Genomic DNA, 18,812 nt, shown 5'->3' with positions numbered 1-18,812 from the left:
AAAATGGGACTTTATCTTGACGAATCTTTAGCGGCAAGTTATTCGAGCCGGTCGCAGAAAATACGGATCATGACCGAGACGTGGCTGGCGGGACGCATGTTCTGCCCCTGCTGTGGGCACGACAGCCTGACGAAGCTGCCGAATAACAGGCCCGTCGCCGACATGCGCTGCGACGCTTGCGGCGAGATCTTTGAGCTGAAAAGCAAAGCGGGACGCCTTGGCAAGAAAATTGCGGCGGGCGCTTACGGCGCAATGATCGAGAGGATCCAAAGCAATAGCAATCCTCATCTGCTGATCCTGCAATATGCGCTGAATCTCGCCGTGACCGCCCTGACGCTGGTGCCGAAATTTTTTTTCGCGCCGGCGGCGATCGAGAAACGCCGGCCTCTGGCCGCTACGGCCCGCCGCGCCGGTTGGACGGGCTGCAATATCCTCTACGAGCGGATTCCGCCGCAGGGGAAAATCCCCGTTGTCCTCGACGGCCGGTTTCGGACGGCGGCCGAAGTGCGTGCCAGTTATGTGCAGGCCGCCCGCCTGACGAGCGAAAATATCGACGACCGCGGCTGGCTGTTTGACGTGCTGAACTGCGTGAACGAGATCGCGGAGGACGAATTCGCTCTCGAAGACCTGTACCGCTTCGAAGCGCGCCTGCAACGGCTGCACGCGAACAACCGCAACGTCCGCGCCAAGATCCGACAGCAGCTGCAGTCCCTCAGGGATCGCGGCGTGGTAGAGTTCCTGGAGCGAGGGCATTACAGAAAATCAGCTTTGTGATATCTCGCTTGAAAAAGGACATGGAGCGGAGAAGCTTACCCTCTTTTCGAATTAAACGAAACGGGGCTTCCGCGTTTATGCAAACGCCGGAGAACCCGTCCCTTGATATAATAAATCGAACGCCAACTTTTCCCGATTCGCGAAAGGAGTTCTTCATGGACAACATCGTCATTCTCGACTGCGGCTCGCAGTACACCCAGCTTATCGCCCGCCGCGTGCGCGAAATGAAAGTGCACAGCGAGATCCTGCCCTGGGACGCGACGATCGAACAGATCATGTCGCGCACGCCCACCGGCCTGATCGTCTCCGGCGGCCCGCGCAGCGTGCTCGAACCCGATTCGCCCCGTCTGGCCGAGGGCTTTTTCGACCTCAAGCTGCCTATCCTCGGCATCTGCTACGGCATGCAGCTGACCGCGCTCCAGTACGGCGGAACCGTGCGCCGCTCCGCCGCGCGCGAATACGGCCGCGCCACGCTCGTCGTCACAGACGGGAAATGCCCGTTCTTCGCCGGCATGCCCGAGCGCTCGCAGGTGTGGATGAGCCACGGCGACGACGTGGAAAAAGTCCCCGCCGGTTTTGTCCCCACCGCCGTATCCGAAGACGGCGTCGTCGCCGGCATACGCACGCCCGACGACCACATCACCGCCGTACAGTTCCATCCCGAAGTCTCGCACACCGAAAAAGGCGCGGAACTGCTCGGCAACTTCCTGTTCAAGATTTGCGGCTGCAAAGGCGACTGGGACCTCGGCGACTGGGCCGAGAAAATGAAAGAAGAGATCCGCGCCACAGTCGGCGAGGACAAAGTCATCTGCGGCCTCTCCGGCGGCGTCGATTCCTCCGTGGCCGCCGCGCTGACTGCCGCCGCCATCGGCGACTGCCTGCAGTGCATCTTCGTCAACAACGGCCTGCTCCGCGCCGGCGAGGCCGAAGAAGTGCTCGCCAGCTACCGGCAGATGAAACTCAACGTCGCCTACGTCGACGCCAGCGAGAAGTTCGTCAAAGGACTGGCCGGCGTCATCGACCCCGAGAAGAAGCGCAAGATCATCGGCGAGACCTTCATCCGCATCTTCGAGGAAGAAGCCCGAAAGATCAAAGGCGCCCGCTGGCTGCTGCAGGGCACGCTCTACCCCGACGTGATCGAGAGCGGCCAGCGCAAAGGCGCCGCCGTTATCAAGAGCCATCACAACGTCGGCGGCCTGCCCAAAGACATGAACCTGTCGCTGCTCGAACCCCTGCGCGAACTGTTCAAGGACGAAGGCCGCGCCGTCGGCCGCCTGCTCGGCGTGCCCGAAAACATCGTGCGTCGCCATCCCTTTCCCGGCCCCGGCCTGGCCGTGCGCTGCCTCGGCGATATTACCAGGGAAAAACTCGAGATCCTGCGCGCCGCCGACAAAATCTATCTGGAAGAGATCAACAGAGCCGGACTGTACGACGAGATCTGGCAGGCCTTCGCTGTGCTGCTGCCCGTCTACACCGTCGGCGTCATGGGCGACGAACGCACCTACGCCCGCGTCTGCGCCCTGCGCGCCATCACCAGCCGCGACGGCATGACCGCCGAATGGTACCGCATGCCCCACGAAGTGCTGGCCCGCGCCTCCACAAGAATCTGCAACGAAGTCCGCGGCGTCAACCGCGTCGTCTACGACGTCACCAGCAAACCGCCTGCGACGGTGGAGTGGGAGTAGTTTTGTAGAATGTAAAAACCTGCGATATTCATTAAGAAAGAGCTATCTGATTCCCGTTGAAGTCAGACAGCTCTTTTTTAGGATGGCAAATTATACTGATTCTTAAGGAACCACTAACTAGATCATGTTCACACTAATAGCCAATTACACAATAGAAATCTATAATGTGCATATGGAAATTACGAAAGGACAGTATGAGCGAATTGAAAAATACTTGCCCCGTCAGCGCGGGAATGTGAGTATGAGTAATCTCCAACTGATCAATGCGATACTGTATGCCACGGAAAACGGTTGCAAATGGAGGGCATTGCCGAAATCCTATGGAAACTGGCATACGATTTATGTACGCATGAACAGGTGGAGCAAAAACGGCGTTTTACAGCGCGTGTTTGAAGCGTTGCAAGTAGAGAACATTATTCGCATAAAGGTCGAGGCGATCTGCCTGGACAGCACATCGGTAAAGGTTCATCCCAACGGAACAGGCGCTTTAAAAAAAAGAGGGAAACAGGCCATTGGAAGATCAAGAGGCGGGCTCGCAACGAAGATTCATATGGTCACCGCAACTGACAGATCGGCTGTCAGCTTCGCGCTCTCCGGAGGAGAAGCCCATGACTCGCCGGAAGGGCTAGCTCTGCTTGACAAGATCATAAGAGTCCCAGAGCAAAAATACATCCTGATGGACAAAGCTTACGAGGGAGAGAATATGCGGAGAAAAGCGGTGGAGAAGGGGTATTCTCCGGTTGTTCCTCCAAAATCGAACCGCAAAGATCCATGGGAATATGATAAGGAAAGATATAAGCAACGCAATAAGATAGAGCGATATTTCTTGCGTCTTAAGCGATTTCGGGAAATATTTACCCGTTACGATAAACTTGACGTGCTGTTCTGTGGATTCATCTACTTCGCTATGATTGTAGATGCAATTTAGTGTGAACACGCTCTAGCCAGTCGAATAAGGAGTATTGGGCTCCGAAAATTGAAAAAACAAAGCAACGAGATCAAGAACATGTTCAAGCACTTAAAGCTGATGGATGGAAAGTCATAGTGCTGTGGAAATGTGAGATAAGAATAGATTTTGATGCAACAATGACCATGCTAGGGCTTGTTTAAAAAACGTCAAAGTTGCCTAAATCGATCCAATCGCTTAAACTTTTCTCATGGAAGAGAGAAGATATGAACTGACCTCCAGCGAGTGGAATCGAATCAAGAGAATGCTGCCGCCCGAACACCCGAAATCAGGTCAACGTGGACGCCCGGCAAAATACGATAACCGCAGGATCATCAATGGGATTCTGTGGCTTGCCAGAAGTGGAGCGCCATGGAGAGATCTTCCGGAGCGTTACGGCAAATGGCAGGCAGTTTACGCACGTTTCAGGCTGTGGAAACAGCGGGGAATATTCGAGGCGATCTTTGCCGCCCTAAGCGCTGATGCCGACATGGAAAATCTCTCTATCGACTCCACGTCCTGCAAAGTACATCAAAGTGCCAACGGGAGAGGGAAAACCCCGGAAGGGGGAAAAAAGGGGCTCAAGCGATTGGCATGTCCAGAGGCGGCAAGAATACGAAAATTCATGCGATAGTAGATGGTTTAGGCAATCCGCTGGCGCTCCTGCTCAGTCCCGGCAATGACCACGATTCCCGCCATGCCGTGTCCTTGCTCGGGCAAGCGGAAATCAGAGGGAGCAACGTCATCGGCGATAAGGCTTACGGTTCGCAAGCCATCAGAGAGTACATTACTTCTCGGGAGGGAAGTTACACTATCCCGCCGAAGAGCGATAATCCCGAACCGTGGTTTATAGATGAGCATGTTTACAAGGAACGACACTTGGTTGAATGTTTCTTTCAGAAAATCAAATGGTTCCGTAGAATTTTCACCCGCTATGACAAACTTGACGCTTCGTTTTTCGCTTTTGTTCTTGTTGCTGCCAGTGTTATTTTATTGAAATAATACAAGCTGAAATGTTTTTTAAACAAGCCCTAATTTCCAATATGTAAAAATCTAGATTACTGCAATATTCGGAGGGTAGGAACAATGATGATTACGTTGAAAAAAGCGACTGTTCACAAGTACAAGTGTGTTGAAAATGAGCAAACATTTGAAATAGAACCCGATGTCACTGTTCTTGTTGGCATGAACGAGTCCGGCAAGACAAGTTTGCTTGAAGCATTGGCGAAAGTCAATTATTTTGATAGCGACGATGCAGATTATCACTTTGATATGACTCATGACTACCCAAGAAAGCAAAAAAAGGCAGCAGAGAAAAGAGGACAAGCCATTGATGCAGTGACCTTGTTCTACGAAATGGATGACAGTTTACAAGCCAAAATAGAAAAGGATATTTGCATAAAATATAAGCAAAAGTCTTTTTCGTATACTAAAAAATACAATAATAAAGCCACTGTAGATACAAAGATGCTAGATACAGCGGCATTTGTAACTGCTAAGCTAAAAGAATTACATATTGTCGGAGAGAAGTATTCTGCTGCTTTTTCGGGTGTGAAAAATAAAGCCGAATTTGAGACTGCAATAGCAACGTTGACAGCAGATGGCGAAAGTGCAGCGCGTCTTGCAGAATTAAAGCAACTTGAGCCATATCTTTCAAATCCTAATAATTGGGATAGCCCTATTAGCGAATATATTTGGCGTATACACATAAAGCCCAATATTCCAAAGTTCATGTACTATGATGATTATTATATGCTGCCTTCTAGAATCTCCATCGATAAGATTAACGATAATCAAGCGCTTAATAATTCTGAAAAGACGGCACGGGCTTTACTCGAATTGGCAGATATTGATACAGCAAACTTGGTCAATGCAGATTCTTATGAGGATTTCAAAGCAGAGTTGGAAGCAACTCAAGCTATAATTTCTGAAGAACTGTTTAAGTACTGGTCAACAAATCAAAATTTGCGGATTCAATTTGATATTGATAAGATTGAACGAACTGATGCGTCAAATAATCGCCGTATTGTCGATCATGTTTTAGATATTCGTGTCGAAAATCTCAGAAGTATGGTTTCTTTGCCGTTAGCAAATAGAAGCAAGGGTTTTAATTGGTTTTTCTCATTTTTAGTTTGGTTCAAGAAAATACAAGAAAATAAGGATTTCCCTTATATTCTCTTGCTTGATGAGCCCGGATTGAATCTACATGCTATGGCACAACATGACTTGCTTCGATTTATCGAAGATCTTTCTCATGAGTATCAGATTATATATACCACGCACTCTCCATTTATGATTGAATCTGACAAACTACAACGAGTGCGAACTGTGTTGGAAAAGCAGTCTGGCACTCATGTTTCCGATTGCTTACAGGAAAAAGACCCCAATACGATATTCCCGTTGCAGGCAGCCCTTGGATATACAATAGCTCAAAACCTATTTGTATCAGAAAAGAATTTACTAGTTGAAGGTATTGCGGACTTGGTATATCTCAATATACTGTCAAATACCTTATGTGAGTCGGGTCGAGAGGGATTAAAGAGCAATATTACTATTGTTCCCGTTGGCGGGGCAGATAAGGTTGCAACATTCGTCTCTCTTCTTAGAGGAAATGACCTAAAAATGCTGTGTCTTCTCGACACTTTTACTGACCAATCGGCAAAGGCACGTTTGGATAATCTAATTGCACAAAATATCATTAAAGACAAGAGAATTATGTTTTATCATGATGTTCTCAAAGTTGCTCATGCGGATGTTGAGGATTTGTTTGCGGATGCAGATTATCTGACATTATTTAATGGAGCTTTTTCAAAAAAAGTCTTGCAAAAGGAAATCGTTTCTGGTAAACCAATCATGCAACAACTCAAGAAGGAAAACGGAGGAAAAGAGTTTAATCATTATTCTCCCGCAAATTATTTGGCTAAAAATATTACGACAATCACCCTATCCGAGGAGACGTTGAATAATTTTGAGTTGTTGTTTAAAGCAGTAAATAAGCTATTCTAATCTATTATATACTCTCGCATAGTAGTAGCTACGGGCTTTGAGGTGAATCTGCCTGTGGCTACAAAATGGCTACAAAAAAGTTGTAGACGCTCTGGATAGTCTGAAATGCGTGGACTATGTGGACGAAAAGCGAACTGAAAGTGCATTTTATCACCCTATATCAAAACCTGAGACTAGAGTAGGAATAGTTTGGTAAAACGTAAATGCCTGCGACATTCATTAAGAAAGAGCTACCTGATTTCCGTTGAAGTCAGATAGCTCTTTTTTGTTTAAAGCCCCCCGGCGCGGCGCAACGCTAGATATACCAGACGGGGAGCTGCAGGATGTTTTCGCGCAGGAGGTTGGGCTGGGGGCAGGTGCAGATGAGGGCGCCGGCGCCGCGCTTTTTGTCCGGCACTTTGTCCAGTACCGTGAAGGCGCTTGTCTGATCCGCTGCGACCGTCGCGCTTTGTTTGATCTCGACGGGATAAAGAACGCCGTTTTCTTCGATGATCAGGTCGATCTCGCTTTCGGTCTCGTATGTTTGTCCGTCGCGTCGGACTTTCTTCTTGTCTCGTCCCCGGTAATAGGAAACGCAGTAACGATAATCGATGCCTCGGTTGGAGTAGGATTTCAGGATCTCCGAGATCACGAAGGTCTCGAACATGGCTCCGCTCATGGCCCGTAAGCCAGGGCTTCCGGCGTGAGCCAGCGGGTCAGGTATGCCGCCAGCCCGGTGTCGCGGAAATAGACTTTGGGCGTTCTGATGGCTTTTTCAGCACGGATGGCGTATAGGGCTCCAGCAGGAAAATGATCCCGGAAGCTTCCAGAATGGAGAGCCATTTTTTGACGGTTGCCGCGTCTCTGCCGATCTCGTCGGCGATGTTGGCGCAGTTGAGCATCTGCCCCGTCCGGGCGGCGACCGCGACCATAAACCGCCGGAAATCGTTGAGGTCTTGCACGGCGGAGAGTTTGCGTACGTCGCGCTCCAGATAGGTTTTCACGTAGCTGGAAAAAAAGACCGACCAGTCCATGTCGGGAGCCTGAAGCGCCGGATAGCCGCCCTGGTGGATGAGTTTCCAGATATTTTCCGGCGCTTGGGCGGAACTGCTGCGCTTGCGCACGTACTCCATCGTGGGGACGAAGGGCTCGTTGAAGGCGCAGCCCTGGATCTCCCGCAAGGACAGTCCGGACATCTCGATGATGCCGACGCGGCCGGAAAGGGATTCCGACGCGCTCTCCATCAGTTCCAGCGGTTGAGAGCCGGACAGGCAGAACAGGCCTCGTCCGTCGCTCGCGTCGCACGCGATCTTGATGAAGCGGAACAGGCCGGGCGCCCGTTGCACTTCGTCGTAAAATGCCGGCGGCGGATTGAGCATCATGAACATGTTGGGATTTTCATTGGCCTGCTCTTCAATAAAGGGGTCGTCGATGGGAACGTACTTTTTATCGGGAAACAGGGCTTTGAGCATGGTGGACTTTCCCGTCTGCCGCGCCCCCGTCACGAGAACACATTTGAAGGTGTTGTCCGAGGCTCTGACCAGCTCTTCAATGCTGCGTTTAATATACTCCATAAGTGCGCCTCCATACAATATCGACAAATCATGAATTTGTTTCTTGATTTGTCGATATTGTAAAATATACCCGCGTAGAAATCAAGAGTGATGGAATCTCTCATGCTTTCCCGCCCGTTGTTTGCAGAATCACTGATGAAGCGCAACTTGTTATTGCGCGGTATAACAATAAGTGGGAAAATAAATAACACTGGATATATGGCGTAACTTATTGACGAATATGCAGTATCTCTTTCCTGCGTTTTTTGTTCTTTCACGATTACGATGGCACAGAAAATTTTATAAATAAAGAAAAAATATCGGCCATTGAACTTCCGTTATTTAATATAGAAGAGGCTATTTGCAAAGAGCAGGAAGAGGAGCTCGCAGAATAAAACAGGATGGAAAAGGAGCGATAGCAGAATCATGCCGCTATCGCTCCTTTATTTTTTTGATGCCGAGAAAATTGTGGGCGTACATTGAGATATTTGATCAAGAAATCGTATCACATTAAGTAGCGGAATACCGCAACGGCAGTTCGAGGCCGTTGCGTTCCAGCAGCCCTTTGTCGCGGAACAGGTCGGGCAGAGGCCCTTCCGCGGCGACGGCTCCGTCGTAGAGCAGCGCGGCGCGGCTGCACACGTCGAGCGCCATGTCGAGGTCGTGCGTGGTGAGGATCATCGGCTGGGACAACATGCGCAGCGTTTCGATGACGCGCCGCCGCGCGCGCGGGTCGAGCGCCGCCGTCGGTTCGTCGAGAACGATCACCTGCGGCGTCATGACGAGGATCCCAGCCAAAGCGGCCAGACGCTTTTCGCCGCCGGAAAGGCGGTGCGGCGGGCGTTCGGCCAGGTGCGCCGCGCCCAGCCGTTCGAGCATGGAGAGCGCTTTCAGCCGCGCCTCGCCGGCGGGCACGCCGCGGGCGACGAGGCCAAAGGCCACATCGTCGGCGACCTGCGGCATGAAGAGCTGGTCGTCCGGTTCCTGAAAGATCAGGCCGACGGCTTGGCGCAGCTCTCCCGTGCCGGCGGGCCGTCCGTACAGCCGGATCTCGCCCTGGCGGGCGGCGATGCCCCCGGCCAGATGAAGCAGCAGCGTCGACTTGCCGGAGCCGTTGGGGCCGACGAGCGCGAGCTTCTCGTTTTCGCGCAGGCCGAACGATACGCCGTTCAGCGCCTTGTGCCCGTCGGGGTAACTATAATGAAGCGCTCGCACTTCCAGCGGGCAGGTGGATTTTTCCGATTGAGCCGGATTCATTGAAAGCCTCCCGAAAAATCGAGCGCCTGCGCCGCTGCGAGCACGACCGCGCAGAAAACGGTCAGCGCCGTGTCGCGCGTTTTCCAGCGGAGCGGCTGCGCCGCGGCGAACCCCGCCAGACCGCCGCGGCAGTTCAGCGCCAGCATCATGCGTTCCGAACGGTCGGAACTCTGCAGCAGCGCGCTCGCCGCCATGAAAGCGAACACGCGCCAACGCAGCGTCCCCTTCAAGTACGGCGAGCGTCCTGCGCCGCGCGAGCCGCTGCGCAGGTTGACCGCCTGCAGGGCCGTGCCCATGCGTTCGGCCAGCAGATAAATGCCGCGCAGCGTGAGCAGCAGCAGAACGCGCAGCTTTTCCGGGCAGCCCAGACGGGCCAGCGCGGTTTCGCAGCGCGCCGGTCCCATGGCCGCGATCAGCCGCAGCAGCGCGATCGAGATTAGATTCAGCCTGGCCGTGATGAGAAGCCCCTGACGGATTCCTTCGCGCGAAAACGGCCCCCATAGCGTGCGCCCCGGCCAGGTCAGCGCCAGCAGGAACGTCATCGCCAGACTGATCAGATTGAGCTGGCGCAGCGAGCGCAGCAGGGGGCGAAGCGGGCCGCAGAAAAACAGCGCGCCCGGCAGCAGCGCCGCGAACGCCAGCGCTGCCGGCCGGTCCAGCGCCGATAGCGCCACCGCGTAAGCTGCGGCGCAGAGCATGCGCGCGCGCGGATCGAAAACGTCAAGCGGAGCGCGCGCGTTTTCCGCGAACAGTCTGCCCGTATCGAGACGCATAGCCGCCGTCCTTTCGTCAGCGGCCGACGCCCGACAGGAACTCCGGGGAAACTTTTTTCAGCCACGCCACCATGAAGGCCGTGATCGCGCCCTCGACGAACGCGACCGGCACGTGAGCGAGAAAGATCACCTTTGCCACGCCGAGAAAATTTTCGTCCGTGGCGCCGAGGAACAGCCCCACGCCGCCGGCGCACAGCAGCACCGCCAGCGTGCCGGCGGCGAAGGCCCAGACAGCGGCAACCGCGCCGTTCTGGCGCCGGATCGGCCGTGCGAAAATCAGATAGACCAGCAGCGCCGGCAGCGCCACGTCCACCGTGTTGGGGCCGAGCACCGCCAGCCCGCCGAAGTGGAACAGCAGCGCCTGCAGGAGCAGCGCTACCAGCACTGCGGGAAAAGCCGACCAGCCCAGCACCAGCCCCATCGGCGCGATGAGCGAAAGGTGCGTCGAGCTGGGACCGATTTTGACGTTGACCAGCGACGCGAGGAAGAACGCCGACGACAGCAACGCCACGCGCACGATGCGCTCGGGCTTGAGCTTTTTCAGGCCCACGGCCGTGCCGGCCGCGGTGATGGCCCAGCCGGCCGCCAGCGCGCCTGTGGAGAGCACGCCTTCGCTGATATGCATGCTCAGGCCGCCTTTCCGCGGCGTGCCAGCAGGACGAGCGCGGCGACGTTGAAGAGCAGGCTGACGCCGAGGGCGCAGCGGATCGCCAGATCCATGCCCTGAGGCACCGCGCTCTGTTCTTTGACGGCGAGGGCGGAGGACTTTTCGGAACCGCCGTCGAGGAATTCCTGCGTCACGCCGATTTCCGCCGTGCATTGGTGGCCTTCGTCGTCCTTGACGATCACGCGCCATGTGCCGGGCACATCGGGAACGAACGCGAAGCGCCCGGCGGCGTCGGTGCGCCCCGACTGGTTGGCGAACTTCTCGTCGGCGGGCGAGAAGACCTTCGTCTCGAGGTAACTCATGGTTTCGCCGGTGGAATAAAAGAACTCCAGCGGCACCGAGGGCAGATCTGACTGGCGGTATCCCACGCCATGGGCGGAAGCGCGCAAACAACCAATGGGACCCGTCAGCGCGAGCCCCATCAGCAAAGTCGCGGCCGCCCTTTTCAAAAGCGCCGTCATGATCGTTATTTGACTTCGAAGAGCAGGAAAGAACGCACCGTGCGGCTGTCGTAGGTCCCTTCGACGCCGGGCAGGCCGTCCTGACGGGCGCGGACGCCCCAGAGGCCGGGCGCGGTGATCTTGATGAAGGCCGTGCCGCTCTCCGCCTCGGTGTAGTAGGCATAGGTGTTCTCATGCTCGGTGACGAAGCCGTCGTAAGTTGCCCAGACGGGGCCCGTATAAGGCTGACCTTCGAGTACGACCTTCACCTCGAAGAACTCGCCCACCTTGGCGTCGGCCGGATTGGTCACGGGAATGACTTCCAGCGGATGGCCGACGGCGGTGGCGAAGTTCTTGTCGGCTTTGGAGGCGTTGAGGATCAGCTTGGCGTATTTGTCGTGCTTGACTGCCGATTTGACCTTCAGCCCCTGAGCTTCGAGATCCTTGCGCGCCCCCGATTTGCCGCCCTCGTTGGTGACGCTCCAGACGCCGCCGTCCTTTTCGGCGACGACGATCAACGACTCGCCGGCCTTGACTTCCGGCACCGTGAAGTCGATGCACAACCCCTTTTCGTTGCCGGTCAGCGGCTGGGCCATCAGCTTGCCGTCCACGAAGGGACCGGCCTTGACGCGTTCGAGACTTTCCACTTCTTCGGGGACGATGAACTTGTGTCCGGAATGCACCGACACGGCCAGAGGCGCGCCTTCCGTGACCTCGCCGTTGGCGCGCAGCACCAGTTCGTGAGCCATGGCCGCGCCGGAAAGAACCGAGATGAGAAGCGCCGCCGAGAACAGGGAGAACGTTTTGCGCTGAGACATGAAATGCTTCCTCCTTAGATTTTGAAAAGATTGTGTTGAGCCGCGGAGATTCCGCGGCCCGAAAGCGGAAAATCGCCGCTTGGAAATGGCGTTTCCGTCATCGTGCTACGACGCAATAATATCATAACGCCAATTTGTGTCAAGGTGAGTAAAGAGCGTGTCACGCCTTGCTCGGCGCTCGCGGCTTTTTGAGCGCGCGGCGGAAGGTTTTCCCGAAACGACGTCGGCGCCGGCGGACGAAGAACCTTTCGTGGGATGTGCCGGTCCTCGGCGGCGGAAATCGCTCCGCCCGACTTTTAGAGGCTAAAAGTCGGGAGAAATAGTTGTGAGGGCTTCGCGTCGAACGTTCGCCATGAAAAAAAGCGTCCGACAGCTCAGCGGCTGTCGGACGCTCCACGCCGCCCGGTTCTAGAAGAAATCGTGTTTTTTTGTTTTTCCCCGCGTCTTGTTATGGTACCTTTGCCGTGGAACAGGCCCTTTGAGGCGCGCCCGTTTTTGTTTCGCCTTCACAGTTTTTTGACGAGCAGCGCGCGGATCGCGTTGAGCACCGCCAGGACCATCACGCCGACGTCGGCGAAGACGGCCAGCCACATGTTGGCGAGTCCCAGCGCGCCGAGCGCCAGGCAGGCGAGCTTGACGCCGATGGCGAACCAGATGTTCTGGCGCACGATACCCAGACATTTGCGCGCGATCCTGATCGCTGTGACGATCTTGAGGGGATCGTCGTCCATCAGCACGACGTCGGCGGCCTCGATGGCGGCGTCGCTGCCCATCGCGCCCATGGCGATGCCGACGTCGGCGCGCGAGAGCACGGGCGCGTCGTTGAGCCCGTCGCCGACGAAGGCCAGCTTTGCGCCGATGGGCTGGCGTGACAGCAGCTCCTCCACCTTGGCGACTTTATCGGCGGGCAGCAGCCCGGCGTGGAACTCGTCGACGCCGAGTTCCCGGGCCGTCTGTTCGGCGGCGGGGCGGCGATCCCCCGTGAGCATGACGGTCTCTTTCACGCCGGCGGCGCGGAGGCGGACGATGGCCTCCCGAGCGTTGGGCTTGACCACGTCGGAGATGACGATGTGTCCCGCGTACTTGCCGTCGATGGCCATGTGCACGATCGAGCCGGCGCTGCGGCAGCGGATGCAGGGGATGCCGAGACGTTCCATGAGTTTGGCGTTGCCGGCGGCGACGGAGAATCCATCCACGACGGCGGTGACTCCTTCGCCGCTGATCTCGCGGATGTCGGCGACGCGGGTGCGGTCGATGGGGCTGCCGTAGGCGAGGCGCAGCGACGTGCTGATCGGATGCGGCGAGGCGCTTTCGGCCAGCGCGGCGAACTCGAGCAGGCGTTTGCGCTCGATGGGGCAGTGATGCACGTCGCTGACTTCGAAGACGCCCTGCGTGAGCGTGCCGGTCTTGTCGAAGACGACGCACTTCGTGTTCGCCAGCGTTTCCAGATAATTGGAGCCTTTGACGAGCACGCCTTCGCGGCTGGCGCCGCCCAGACCGGCGAAGAACGTGAGCGGGATGCTGACGACCAGCGCGCAGGGGCAGCTGATGACGAGAAAGGTGAGAGCGCGGTAGAGCCAATCGCCCCAGTCGGGGGAGAGTCCCGTCGCGAAAAGACGCGCCAGCGGCGGCAGCACGGCCAGCGCCAGAGCGCCGCCGCAGACGGCGGGGGTGTAGACGCGGGCAAACTTGCTGATGAACTCTTCGGATTTGGACTTGCGCGAACTGGCGTTCTCGACCAGGTCGAGGATTTTCGAAACGGTGGATTCGCCGAACTCGCGCGCGGTTTTCACCTTGAGCGGGGCGGTCATGTTGATGCAGCCGGAAAGGATCTCGTCGCCGGGGCCGGTCTCGCGCGGCACGCTCTCGCCGGTCAGGGCGGATGTATCGAGCGTCGAGCGTCCCTCGGCGACGACGCCGTCGATGGGGACTTTTTCGCCCGGTTGAACGACGATGACCGCACCGGGCGCGACTTCGTCGGGATTGACGCGCTCGAGGCGGCCGCCCCGCTCGACGTTGGCGTAGTCGGGGCGGATATCCATGAGGGCGCTGATGCTGCGGCGGCTTTTGCCGACGGCGTAGCTCTGGAACAGCTCGCCGGTCTGGTAGAAGAGCATGACGGCGATGGCCTCGGTGTAGTCGCCGTCCTCGTAAACGGCCAGCGCCATGGCGCCGAGCGTGGCGACGGCCATAAGGAAGTTCTCGTCGAAGATCTGGCGGTTTTTGACGCCCCTGAGCGATTTGCCGAGAATGTCGTAACCGACGGTCAGATACGGTACGAGATAAAGCAGAAAGCGCGCCGTGCCGGCGACGCGCGCGAAGTGCAGGGCGCCCATCATGGCCGCGGCGGCGAGGATGCGCAGCAGCATGCGAAGCTGTTTCCGGTTCATGGCATATTCCTCCACAAAACTTTCCGCCGCGAGACGGCGCGGGAAAGGCGATTCGATTTATATCGTGCGCTGAGGCGTGGCGCGGCCCCAAACGCCCTTTGCGGAAAATCGTTTTCGGCGTGAAGGGCGCGGCGGACGGTCAAAAGAAGATCTCGCAGTCGTCCTCGACTTTTTTGCAGCTTTTCAGCACTTCGGGCATGACGGCCCGGGGATCCTGGCCGTCCTCGAACTCCACGTTCATTTTCAGCAGCATGAAGTTGACGCTGGCGTCTTTGACGCCGGGCGTGCCCTTGGCGGCCTGCTCCATCTTGTTGGCGCAGTTGGCGCAGTCCACTTCGATCTTGTAGCTCTTTTTCATGGCCGGCAGCTCCTTTTCGATGAGGTGAGATAAACGATTAAACAAATGCTTATTCGTTAATGAGATTTTATCCCGACGCGGCGATCCTGTCAACCCTCAGCCGGAGACGCGGAAAAAAGATTCGCCGCGGGAGCTTTTCAGCGGCGAATTTTTATGGTAAATAGTAACGAAGAAAAGGAGGCGATTCCATGCCGCCAGTCCATCTGCCGCACCGGCACGGCCAGCCCGTCGAGGAGTTCTGCGCCGGAGCGCCGTCCGTAGAGGAATTTCAGACTGTCGCCGACGTGTTCAGACAGCTCGGCGACGCCACGCGCGTGCGCATCTTCTGGCTGCTGTGCCACGGCGAAGAGTGCGTGATCAACATTTCCGCGCTGATGGAGATGTCCAGCCCGGCGGTGTCTCACCATCTGCGCTCGCTCAAGAGCGCGGGGCTGATCATCAGCCGCCGCGAGGGCAAGGAAGTCTATTACAAAGCCGCCGCTTCCGAGACGGCGGCGATGCTGCACCGCGCCATCGAGGAGCTGATGTCCATGGCCTGCCCCTGCGCGCGGCGTCGCGGCGGGAACGGGTAAAAAACGGAGAGCCGCAGAGCGTTTCCGCTCCGCGGCTCTCCGTTTTTTTTCGCCGTCGTGCCGAAGCGCGAAGACGCGGGGGAACGCGGACGGTTTTTCTGGTACAATCGAAGCGGTTTCGGAAGAACTTCGGGGAGGCGGCAGGAATGTTCGACAGGAAAAAAGCGATCATCTTCGATCTGGACGGCACGCTGATCGACTCGGTGGGCGTGTGGAACGCCGTGGACGTCGAGCTGGTGAAGCAGATCGGCGGCGGCGAGCGGGACGGCGGCGATCTGCAGCGGCAGCGCGACGCCCTGCTGCGGGAGCGCGCTGCCAGTTCCGACCCGTACGGCGACTACTGCGCTTATTTGAAGGAAAAGTACGCTTCGCCGCTGACGGCGGACGAGATCCACAGCCGGCGCTACCGCATCGCCCGCGATTTCCTCGAAAACGTCGTCGATTACAAGCCGCGCGCCGACGAGTTCGTCAAGGCGCTGAAGGCGCGCGGCTTCCGGCTTGCCATCGCCACCGCGACGCGCCGCGGCACCGTCGATATTTACCGCACCGTCAACCGCAACATGCTCGCCAAAGCGCCGCTCGACGAGTATTTCAGCCCCGTCTACGCGCGCGAGGACGTGCGCGCGATGAAGCCCGACCCGGAAGTGTATTTCCGTATCCTCGGCGACCTCGGCGCGGCGCCTGACGAGTGCCTGATCTTCGAGGATTCGCTGGTCGGCGTCGAATCGGCCCGCAACGCCGGCATCGAAGCCGCCGCCGTCTACGACCGCTACGCCGACGGCGATCGCGCCCGCATCGACGCCCTCGCCGATTACCGCCTCCGCGACTACGGCGCGGCGATTGAGATTCTAAAACGGGAAACGGTGGAGTGATTCCTTGCCGTTCGTAAGAAACGCCGCTTTATGGTAAGATGCGGCTGTCAGCGCTAAACTTTTCCCGAATGATATTTCAGCAGAAGGAGGAACCAATCATGCGCAAACTGGCCATTTACGAAGCCGCGGCCGAGTGGGACGACGGACAGGAGCTGGCCGATCTGGCTCAGTCGCTGGACGTGCTGACGCATCAGGGCGTCGAATGGGAACGCCACGACCTGGCCGAAGAGCCGGAGGCGTTCGAGGCGAATCCCGCCGCCGCGCAGTACCTGAAAGTGTTCGGCGCGGAGCGCCTGCCCGTCGTGCTGGTGGACGGCGTCGTCGTCATCGCCGGGCGCTATCCCGACGACGTCGATCTGATCGACTGGCTCGAGCTGCCGCCCGAGGTGCTGGGGTATGAATGGGCCGACGTCGAGGACCTGAAAGAAACGCACGGCGGCGGGAACGGCAGCTGTCGCGAACACGAGCACGAACGCCGCCGCCATCACGACGGCTGCGGCTGTCACGGTCACGAACACTATGCCGAAGACGGCTGCTCGGACGGCGCCGAAGGGCGCGAGCATGGCCGCGGACATCATCACGGCTGCGGCCATCATTAGAAAGATCTGCTGTCCGTTCTTTTGAGCGGGCGGCGGAGATTTTTTGCGACAAACAGGGAGCGCCTCCGTCTTTTGGCTGGAGGCGCTCCCTGTTTGTTTTCACGCGCTGATTCTTTTTCGGAATGTTCTATGGAGATTCTTTCGGCACATGATCACCGGAAAGTCGCTTCGAGCGCGCGCTCGATCTCGGCGCGCCCGGCGAAGAACGTTCCCTGCACGAGCGTGGGGTCGCCGCCGCCGCGGCCGTTCAGCTCTTTGTTGAGCGTTTTGACGGCCTCGCGCAGCACAGGGGCGCCGGCGCAGATCACGTAGTTCCAGCCTTTTTTGCCGTTGTTCTCGGCGGGGGAGAGCACGGCCGCCGTTTTCGCCTTGCCGCCGGCAACGAGGGCGTCGCAGAATCTGCGCAGCTCGACGGGCTTGAAGCCTTCTTCGAAGTCGATCAGCAGCCCGCCGCCGGCGGGGAGCTGGGCGGCGCGCAGCTCGAAATAGCGGCGCGCCAGCTCGGAAGCGCGGGCTTCCGCCGCTTCGGCGGCGGCGACGTACTGGCGCACGGCCTCGACGGTCTCGTAGGGCTTGGCGGAGAAGATGCGGCCGATCTCGCGCTCCTGCTCGTTCTTGCGCGCGTAGTCCTGCATGGCGAGACGGCCGCAGAGCATTTCGATGCGGACGCCGCCTTTGTAATGAGCCATGGAGACGAACTTGATCAGGCCGATCTCGCCGCTGCGCTCCACGTGGGTGCCGCAGCAGGCGCAGCGGTCGACGCCGGGGAATTCGACGATGCGCACGGCGCCGCTCAGCTCCTTTTTGCTGCGGTAATCGAGCGCCGCCAGTTCTTCCGGCGAAGGAAACGCGACGCGCACGGGCAGGTTGTCGTAAACGCGGGCGTTGGCTTCGCGCTCCAGTTCGGCGAGCTGCTCTTCGCTGATCAGTCCGTTGAAATCGACCGTGACTTTGTCGGCGGCCATGTGGAATCCGACGTTGTCGTAGCCGAAGCGCCTGTGGATCAGGCCGGAGACGATGTGCTCGCCGGAATGGGCCTGCATGTGATCGAAGCGCTTCTGCCAGTCGATGCCGCAGTGCTGAGTGCTGCCGACTTGCAGCGCCCGGTCGGCGTAATGGATGATGTCGCCGCCGCGGCGGCGCGTGTCGCCGACGGACGCTTCGCCGATGAAGCCGCTGTCGGCGAGCTGGCCGCCGCCTTCGGGGTAAAAGGCGGTCTGCGAGAGCGTCACTTCGAAGCCGCTTTTGCCGGGCACGCAGCCGGTGACGACGGCGTCGAATTCCTTCACGTAGGGGAGCCGATAGTACAGTTCGTTCATCTCGTCCATGGAAAACCCTCTTCGATCAAAATGATTTCTTCCGCAGAGACAAATTATGCCACGTTTCGCGCCTTCGCTCAAGACGCTTCGTCCGTGCCGAAAGATCGGGGCTTGTTCATTAATTGTCACCATTTAATATATTTATGATTGACAATTGATCCGGCCGGACGTATGATCGGGGCGCTGCACATTTTCGCGGAGACGGAGTGAAGACAATAACAATGGAGAAGAATCATGTCAGAAACATGGCGGCGATCGCGGCGATGACGGCGCTGATGTGCGTGCTCGGGCCGCTGTCGGTGCCCGTCGGGCCGATCCCTTTTTCCTTTCAGGTGTTCGTGGTCTACCTTTCGGTGTATGCGCTCGGCGCGCGGCGCGGTACCTTGGCCGTCGTCCTCTACCTGTTGATCGGTTTTGTCGGGCTGCCCGTGTTTTCGGGATTTGCCGGCGGAGCGGGCAAACTGCTCGGGCCGACGGGCGGCTTCCTCGTCGGTTTCATCCCGCTGGCGGCGATCAGCGGCTGGTTCATCGACCGCTCGGAACGCGTCGCCGCGCAGTTCGCCGGCATGCTGCTGGGGCTGGCCGTGCTCTATCTGTTCGGCGCGGCGTGGCTGTCGAAAGTCGCCAATCTCGGTTTCGACCGGTGCATGGCCGCGGCGGTTTATCCGTTCATTCCCGTCGACGCGCTGAAGATCGTGTTGGCGATCCTGCTCGGCCGGGGGCTGCGCCGCCGTCTGCGCGCCGCCGGGACGGAGGAAAAGTCCGAGGAACGCTGAGATTCAGAATACCGCACAACGCCTGACG

19 protein-coding genes are annotated in these 18,812 nt (G+C 57.7%); 9 read left to right on the top strand and 10 right to left on the bottom strand.

Annotation, left to right across the window (positions count from 1 at the left end; all coding sequences use genetic code 11):
- The first annotated feature begins 3 nt into the window (after nucleotides 1-3).
- From RAH42_RS11390 to RAH42_RS11370, 5 genes are all read left to right on the top strand, one after another.
- A complete protein-coding gene (locus RAH42_RS11390; RefSeq protein ID WP_317539549.1) occupies nucleotides 4-774 on the top strand; it encodes a DpnI domain-containing protein in 771 nt (256 codons plus the stop codon).
- A gap of 155 nt (nucleotides 775-929) precedes the next feature.
- Nucleotides 930-2,459: a glutamine-hydrolyzing GMP synthase gene (gene guaA, locus RAH42_RS11385; protein WP_317539548.1), complete on the top strand. Its 1,530-nt coding sequence runs from the start codon at nucleotides 930-932 to the stop codon at nucleotides 2,457-2,459.
- A gap of 172 nt (nucleotides 2,460-2,631) precedes the next feature.
- On the top strand, nucleotides 2,632-3,387 hold the full coding sequence (locus tag RAH42_RS11380) for an IS5 family transposase (RefSeq protein WP_317539547.1): 756 nt from the start codon (nucleotides 2,632-2,634) through the stop codon (nucleotides 3,385-3,387).
- A 229-nt stretch (nucleotides 3,388-3,616) separates the two neighbouring features.
- Nucleotides 3,617-4,407, top strand: a protein-coding gene (locus RAH42_RS11375; RefSeq protein WP_317539161.1) for an IS5 family transposase whose coding sequence is annotated in 2 segments (ribosomal slippage) — nucleotides 3,617-3,985 and nucleotides 3,988-4,407 — 789 coding nt in all. Because the reading frame shifts where the segments join, the coding sequence is not laid out codon by codon here.
- Nucleotides 4,408-4,491: 84 nt separating this feature from the next.
- Complete coding sequence (locus tag RAH42_RS11370; RefSeq protein WP_317539546.1) at nucleotides 4,492-6,411, top strand: AAA family ATPase; 1,920 nt, start codon at nucleotides 4,492-4,494, stop codon at nucleotides 6,409-6,411.
- A 295-nt stretch (nucleotides 6,412-6,706) separates the two neighbouring features.
- Here RAH42_RS11370 and RAH42_RS11365 read toward each other — a convergent pair whose 3' ends face one another.
- The 9 genes from RAH42_RS11365 to RAH42_RS11325 all read right to left on the bottom strand — a co-directional run bounded on the left by RAH42_RS11365 (nucleotide 6,707) and on the right by RAH42_RS11325 (nucleotide 14,646).
- A complete protein-coding gene (locus RAH42_RS11365; RefSeq protein WP_317539545.1) occupies nucleotides 6,707-7,069 on the bottom strand; it encodes a DUF4143 domain-containing protein in 363 nt (120 codons plus the stop codon).
- Nucleotides 7,070-7,106: 37 nt separating this feature from the next.
- Nucleotides 7,107-7,964 (bottom strand): AAA family ATPase, encoded by an 858-nt coding sequence (locus tag RAH42_RS11360; RefSeq protein WP_317539544.1) that lies wholly within the window; start codon nucleotides 7,962-7,964, stop codon nucleotides 7,107-7,109.
- Between the two features lie 489 nt (nucleotides 7,965-8,453).
- Entirely contained in the window at nucleotides 8,454-9,200 is a 747-nt protein-coding gene (locus RAH42_RS11355) for an ABC transporter ATP-binding protein (RefSeq protein WP_317539543.1), read from the bottom strand.
- The gene (locus RAH42_RS11350; RefSeq protein ID WP_317539542.1) at nucleotides 9,197-9,973 is read right to left on the bottom strand and encodes a CbiQ family ECF transporter T component; all 777 of its coding nucleotides are present in this window, start codon (nucleotides 9,971-9,973) and stop codon (nucleotides 9,197-9,199) included. Before RAH42_RS11350 ends, RAH42_RS11355 begins: the two co-directional genes overlap by 4 nt.
- Nucleotides 9,974-9,989: 16 nt before the next feature.
- The gene (cbiM, locus tag RAH42_RS11345; protein WP_317539541.1) at nucleotides 9,990-10,598 is read right to left on the bottom strand and encodes a cobalt transporter CbiM; all 609 of its coding nucleotides are present in this window, start codon (nucleotides 10,596-10,598) and stop codon (nucleotides 9,990-9,992) included.
- Nucleotides 10,599-10,600: 2 nt separating this feature from the next.
- Nucleotides 10,601-11,101: a hypothetical protein gene (locus RAH42_RS11340; RefSeq protein ID WP_317539540.1), complete on the bottom strand. Its 501-nt coding sequence runs from the start codon at nucleotides 11,099-11,101 to the stop codon at nucleotides 10,601-10,603.
- 5 nt (nucleotides 11,102-11,106) lie between these two features.
- Nucleotides 11,107-11,898, bottom strand: a complete 792-nt coding sequence (locus tag RAH42_RS11335) for a DUF4198 domain-containing protein (protein WP_317539539.1) — start codon at nucleotides 11,896-11,898, stop codon at nucleotides 11,107-11,109.
- Nucleotides 11,899-12,404: 506 nt separating this feature from the next.
- Nucleotides 12,405-14,288 (bottom strand): heavy metal translocating P-type ATPase, encoded by a 1,884-nt coding sequence (locus RAH42_RS11330; protein ID WP_317539538.1) that lies wholly within the window; start codon nucleotides 14,286-14,288, stop codon nucleotides 12,405-12,407.
- Nucleotides 14,289-14,427: 139 nt separating this feature from the next.
- Complete coding sequence (locus tag RAH42_RS11325; protein WP_078015820.1) at nucleotides 14,428-14,646, bottom strand: cation transporter; 219 nt, start codon at nucleotides 14,644-14,646, stop codon at nucleotides 14,428-14,430.
- A gap of 188 nt (nucleotides 14,647-14,834) precedes the next feature.
- Between RAH42_RS11325 and RAH42_RS11320 the strand changes: the two genes are divergently transcribed.
- The 3 genes from RAH42_RS11320 (at nucleotide 14,835) to RAH42_RS11310 (ending at nucleotide 16,689) form a co-directional block, all read left to right on the top strand.
- Nucleotides 14,835-15,218: a metalloregulator ArsR/SmtB family transcription factor gene (locus tag RAH42_RS11320; protein WP_317539537.1), complete on the top strand. Its 384-nt coding sequence runs from the start codon at nucleotides 14,835-14,837 to the stop codon at nucleotides 15,216-15,218.
- 146 nt (nucleotides 15,219-15,364) lie between these two features.
- A complete protein-coding gene (locus RAH42_RS11315; protein ID WP_317539536.1) occupies nucleotides 15,365-16,090 on the top strand; it encodes an HAD family phosphatase in 726 nt (241 codons plus the stop codon).
- A gap of 98 nt (nucleotides 16,091-16,188) precedes the next feature.
- Nucleotides 16,189-16,689: an arsenic metallochaperone ArsD family protein gene (locus RAH42_RS11310; RefSeq protein WP_317539535.1), complete on the top strand. Its 501-nt coding sequence runs from the start codon at nucleotides 16,189-16,191 to the stop codon at nucleotides 16,687-16,689.
- Nucleotides 16,690-16,841: 152 nt separating this feature from the next.
- Here the strand turns inward: RAH42_RS11310 and RAH42_RS11305 are convergent, their stop codons facing one another.
- Nucleotides 16,842-18,017 (bottom strand): alanyl-tRNA editing protein, encoded by a 1,176-nt coding sequence (locus RAH42_RS11305; RefSeq protein ID WP_317539534.1) that lies wholly within the window; start codon nucleotides 18,015-18,017, stop codon nucleotides 16,842-16,844.
- A gap of 212 nt (nucleotides 18,018-18,229) precedes the next feature.
- Between RAH42_RS11305 and RAH42_RS11300 the strand changes: the two genes are divergently transcribed.
- Entirely contained in the window at nucleotides 18,230-18,784 is a 555-nt protein-coding gene (locus RAH42_RS11300) for a biotin transporter BioY (RefSeq protein ID WP_317539533.1), read from the top strand.
- Nucleotides 18,785-18,812: the final 28 nt, after the last annotated feature.

Source organism: Pyramidobacter sp. YE332 (genome assembly GCF_033060595.1).
In the GTDB taxonomy this organism is placed as follows: domain Bacteria; phylum Synergistota; class Synergistia; order Synergistales; family Dethiosulfovibrionaceae; genus Pyramidobacter.
This window is presented reverse-complemented; position numbering and strand designations above follow the sequence as displayed.

Excerpts from the sequence above, each read along its gene's own strand:
- RAH42_RS11390 (WP_317539549.1), top strand. The coding sequence starts at position 4 with ATGGGACTTTATCTTGACGAATCTTTAGCGGCAAGTTATTCGAGCCGG.
- guaA (WP_317539548.1), top strand. The coding sequence starts at position 930 with ATGGACAACATCGTCATTCTCGACTGCGGCTCGCAGTACACCCAGCTT.
- RAH42_RS11380 (WP_317539547.1), top strand. The coding sequence starts at position 2,632 with ATGGAAATTACGAAAGGACAGTATGAGCGAATTGAAAAATACTTGCCC.
- RAH42_RS11370 (WP_317539546.1), top strand. The coding sequence starts at position 4,492 with ATGATGATTACGTTGAAAAAAGCGACTGTTCACAAGTACAAGTGTGTT.
- RAH42_RS11365 (WP_317539545.1), bottom strand. The coding sequence starts at position 7,069 with ATGAGCGGAGCCATGTTCGAGACCTTCGTGATCTCGGAGATCCTGAAA.
- RAH42_RS11360 (WP_317539544.1), bottom strand. The coding sequence starts at position 7,964 with ATGGAGTATATTAAACGCAGCATTGAAGAGCTGGTCAGAGCCTCGGAC.
- RAH42_RS11355 (WP_317539543.1), bottom strand. The coding sequence starts at position 9,200 with ATGAATCCGGCTCAATCGGAAAAATCCACCTGCCCGCTGGAAGTGCGA.
- RAH42_RS11350 (WP_317539542.1), bottom strand. The coding sequence starts at position 9,973 with ATGCGTCTCGATACGGGCAGACTGTTCGCGGAAAACGCGCGCGCTCCG.
- cbiM (WP_317539541.1), bottom strand. The coding sequence starts at position 10,598 with ATGCATATCAGCGAAGGCGTGCTCTCCACAGGCGCGCTGGCGGCCGGC.
- RAH42_RS11340 (WP_317539540.1), bottom strand. The coding sequence starts at position 11,101 with ATGACGGCGCTTTTGAAAAGGGCGGCCGCGACTTTGCTGATGGGGCTC.
- RAH42_RS11335 (WP_317539539.1), bottom strand. The coding sequence starts at position 11,898 with ATGTCTCAGCGCAAAACGTTCTCCCTGTTCTCGGCGGCGCTTCTCATC.
- RAH42_RS11330 (WP_317539538.1), bottom strand. The coding sequence starts at position 14,288 with ATGAACCGGAAACAGCTTCGCATGCTGCTGCGCATCCTCGCCGCCGCG.
- RAH42_RS11325 (WP_078015820.1), bottom strand. The coding sequence starts at position 14,646 with ATGAAAAAGAGCTACAAGATCGAAGTGGACTGCGCCAACTGCGCCAAC.
- RAH42_RS11320 (WP_317539537.1), top strand. The coding sequence starts at position 14,835 with ATGCCGCCAGTCCATCTGCCGCACCGGCACGGCCAGCCCGTCGAGGAG.
- RAH42_RS11315 (WP_317539536.1), top strand. The coding sequence starts at position 15,365 with ATGTTCGACAGGAAAAAAGCGATCATCTTCGATCTGGACGGCACGCTG.
- RAH42_RS11310 (WP_317539535.1), top strand. The coding sequence starts at position 16,189 with ATGCGCAAACTGGCCATTTACGAAGCCGCGGCCGAGTGGGACGACGGA.
- RAH42_RS11305 (WP_317539534.1), bottom strand. The coding sequence starts at position 18,017 with ATGGACGAGATGAACGAACTGTACTATCGGCTCCCCTACGTGAAGGAA.
- RAH42_RS11300 (WP_317539533.1), top strand. The coding sequence starts at position 18,230 with ATGGAGAAGAATCATGTCAGAAACATGGCGGCGATCGCGGCGATGACG.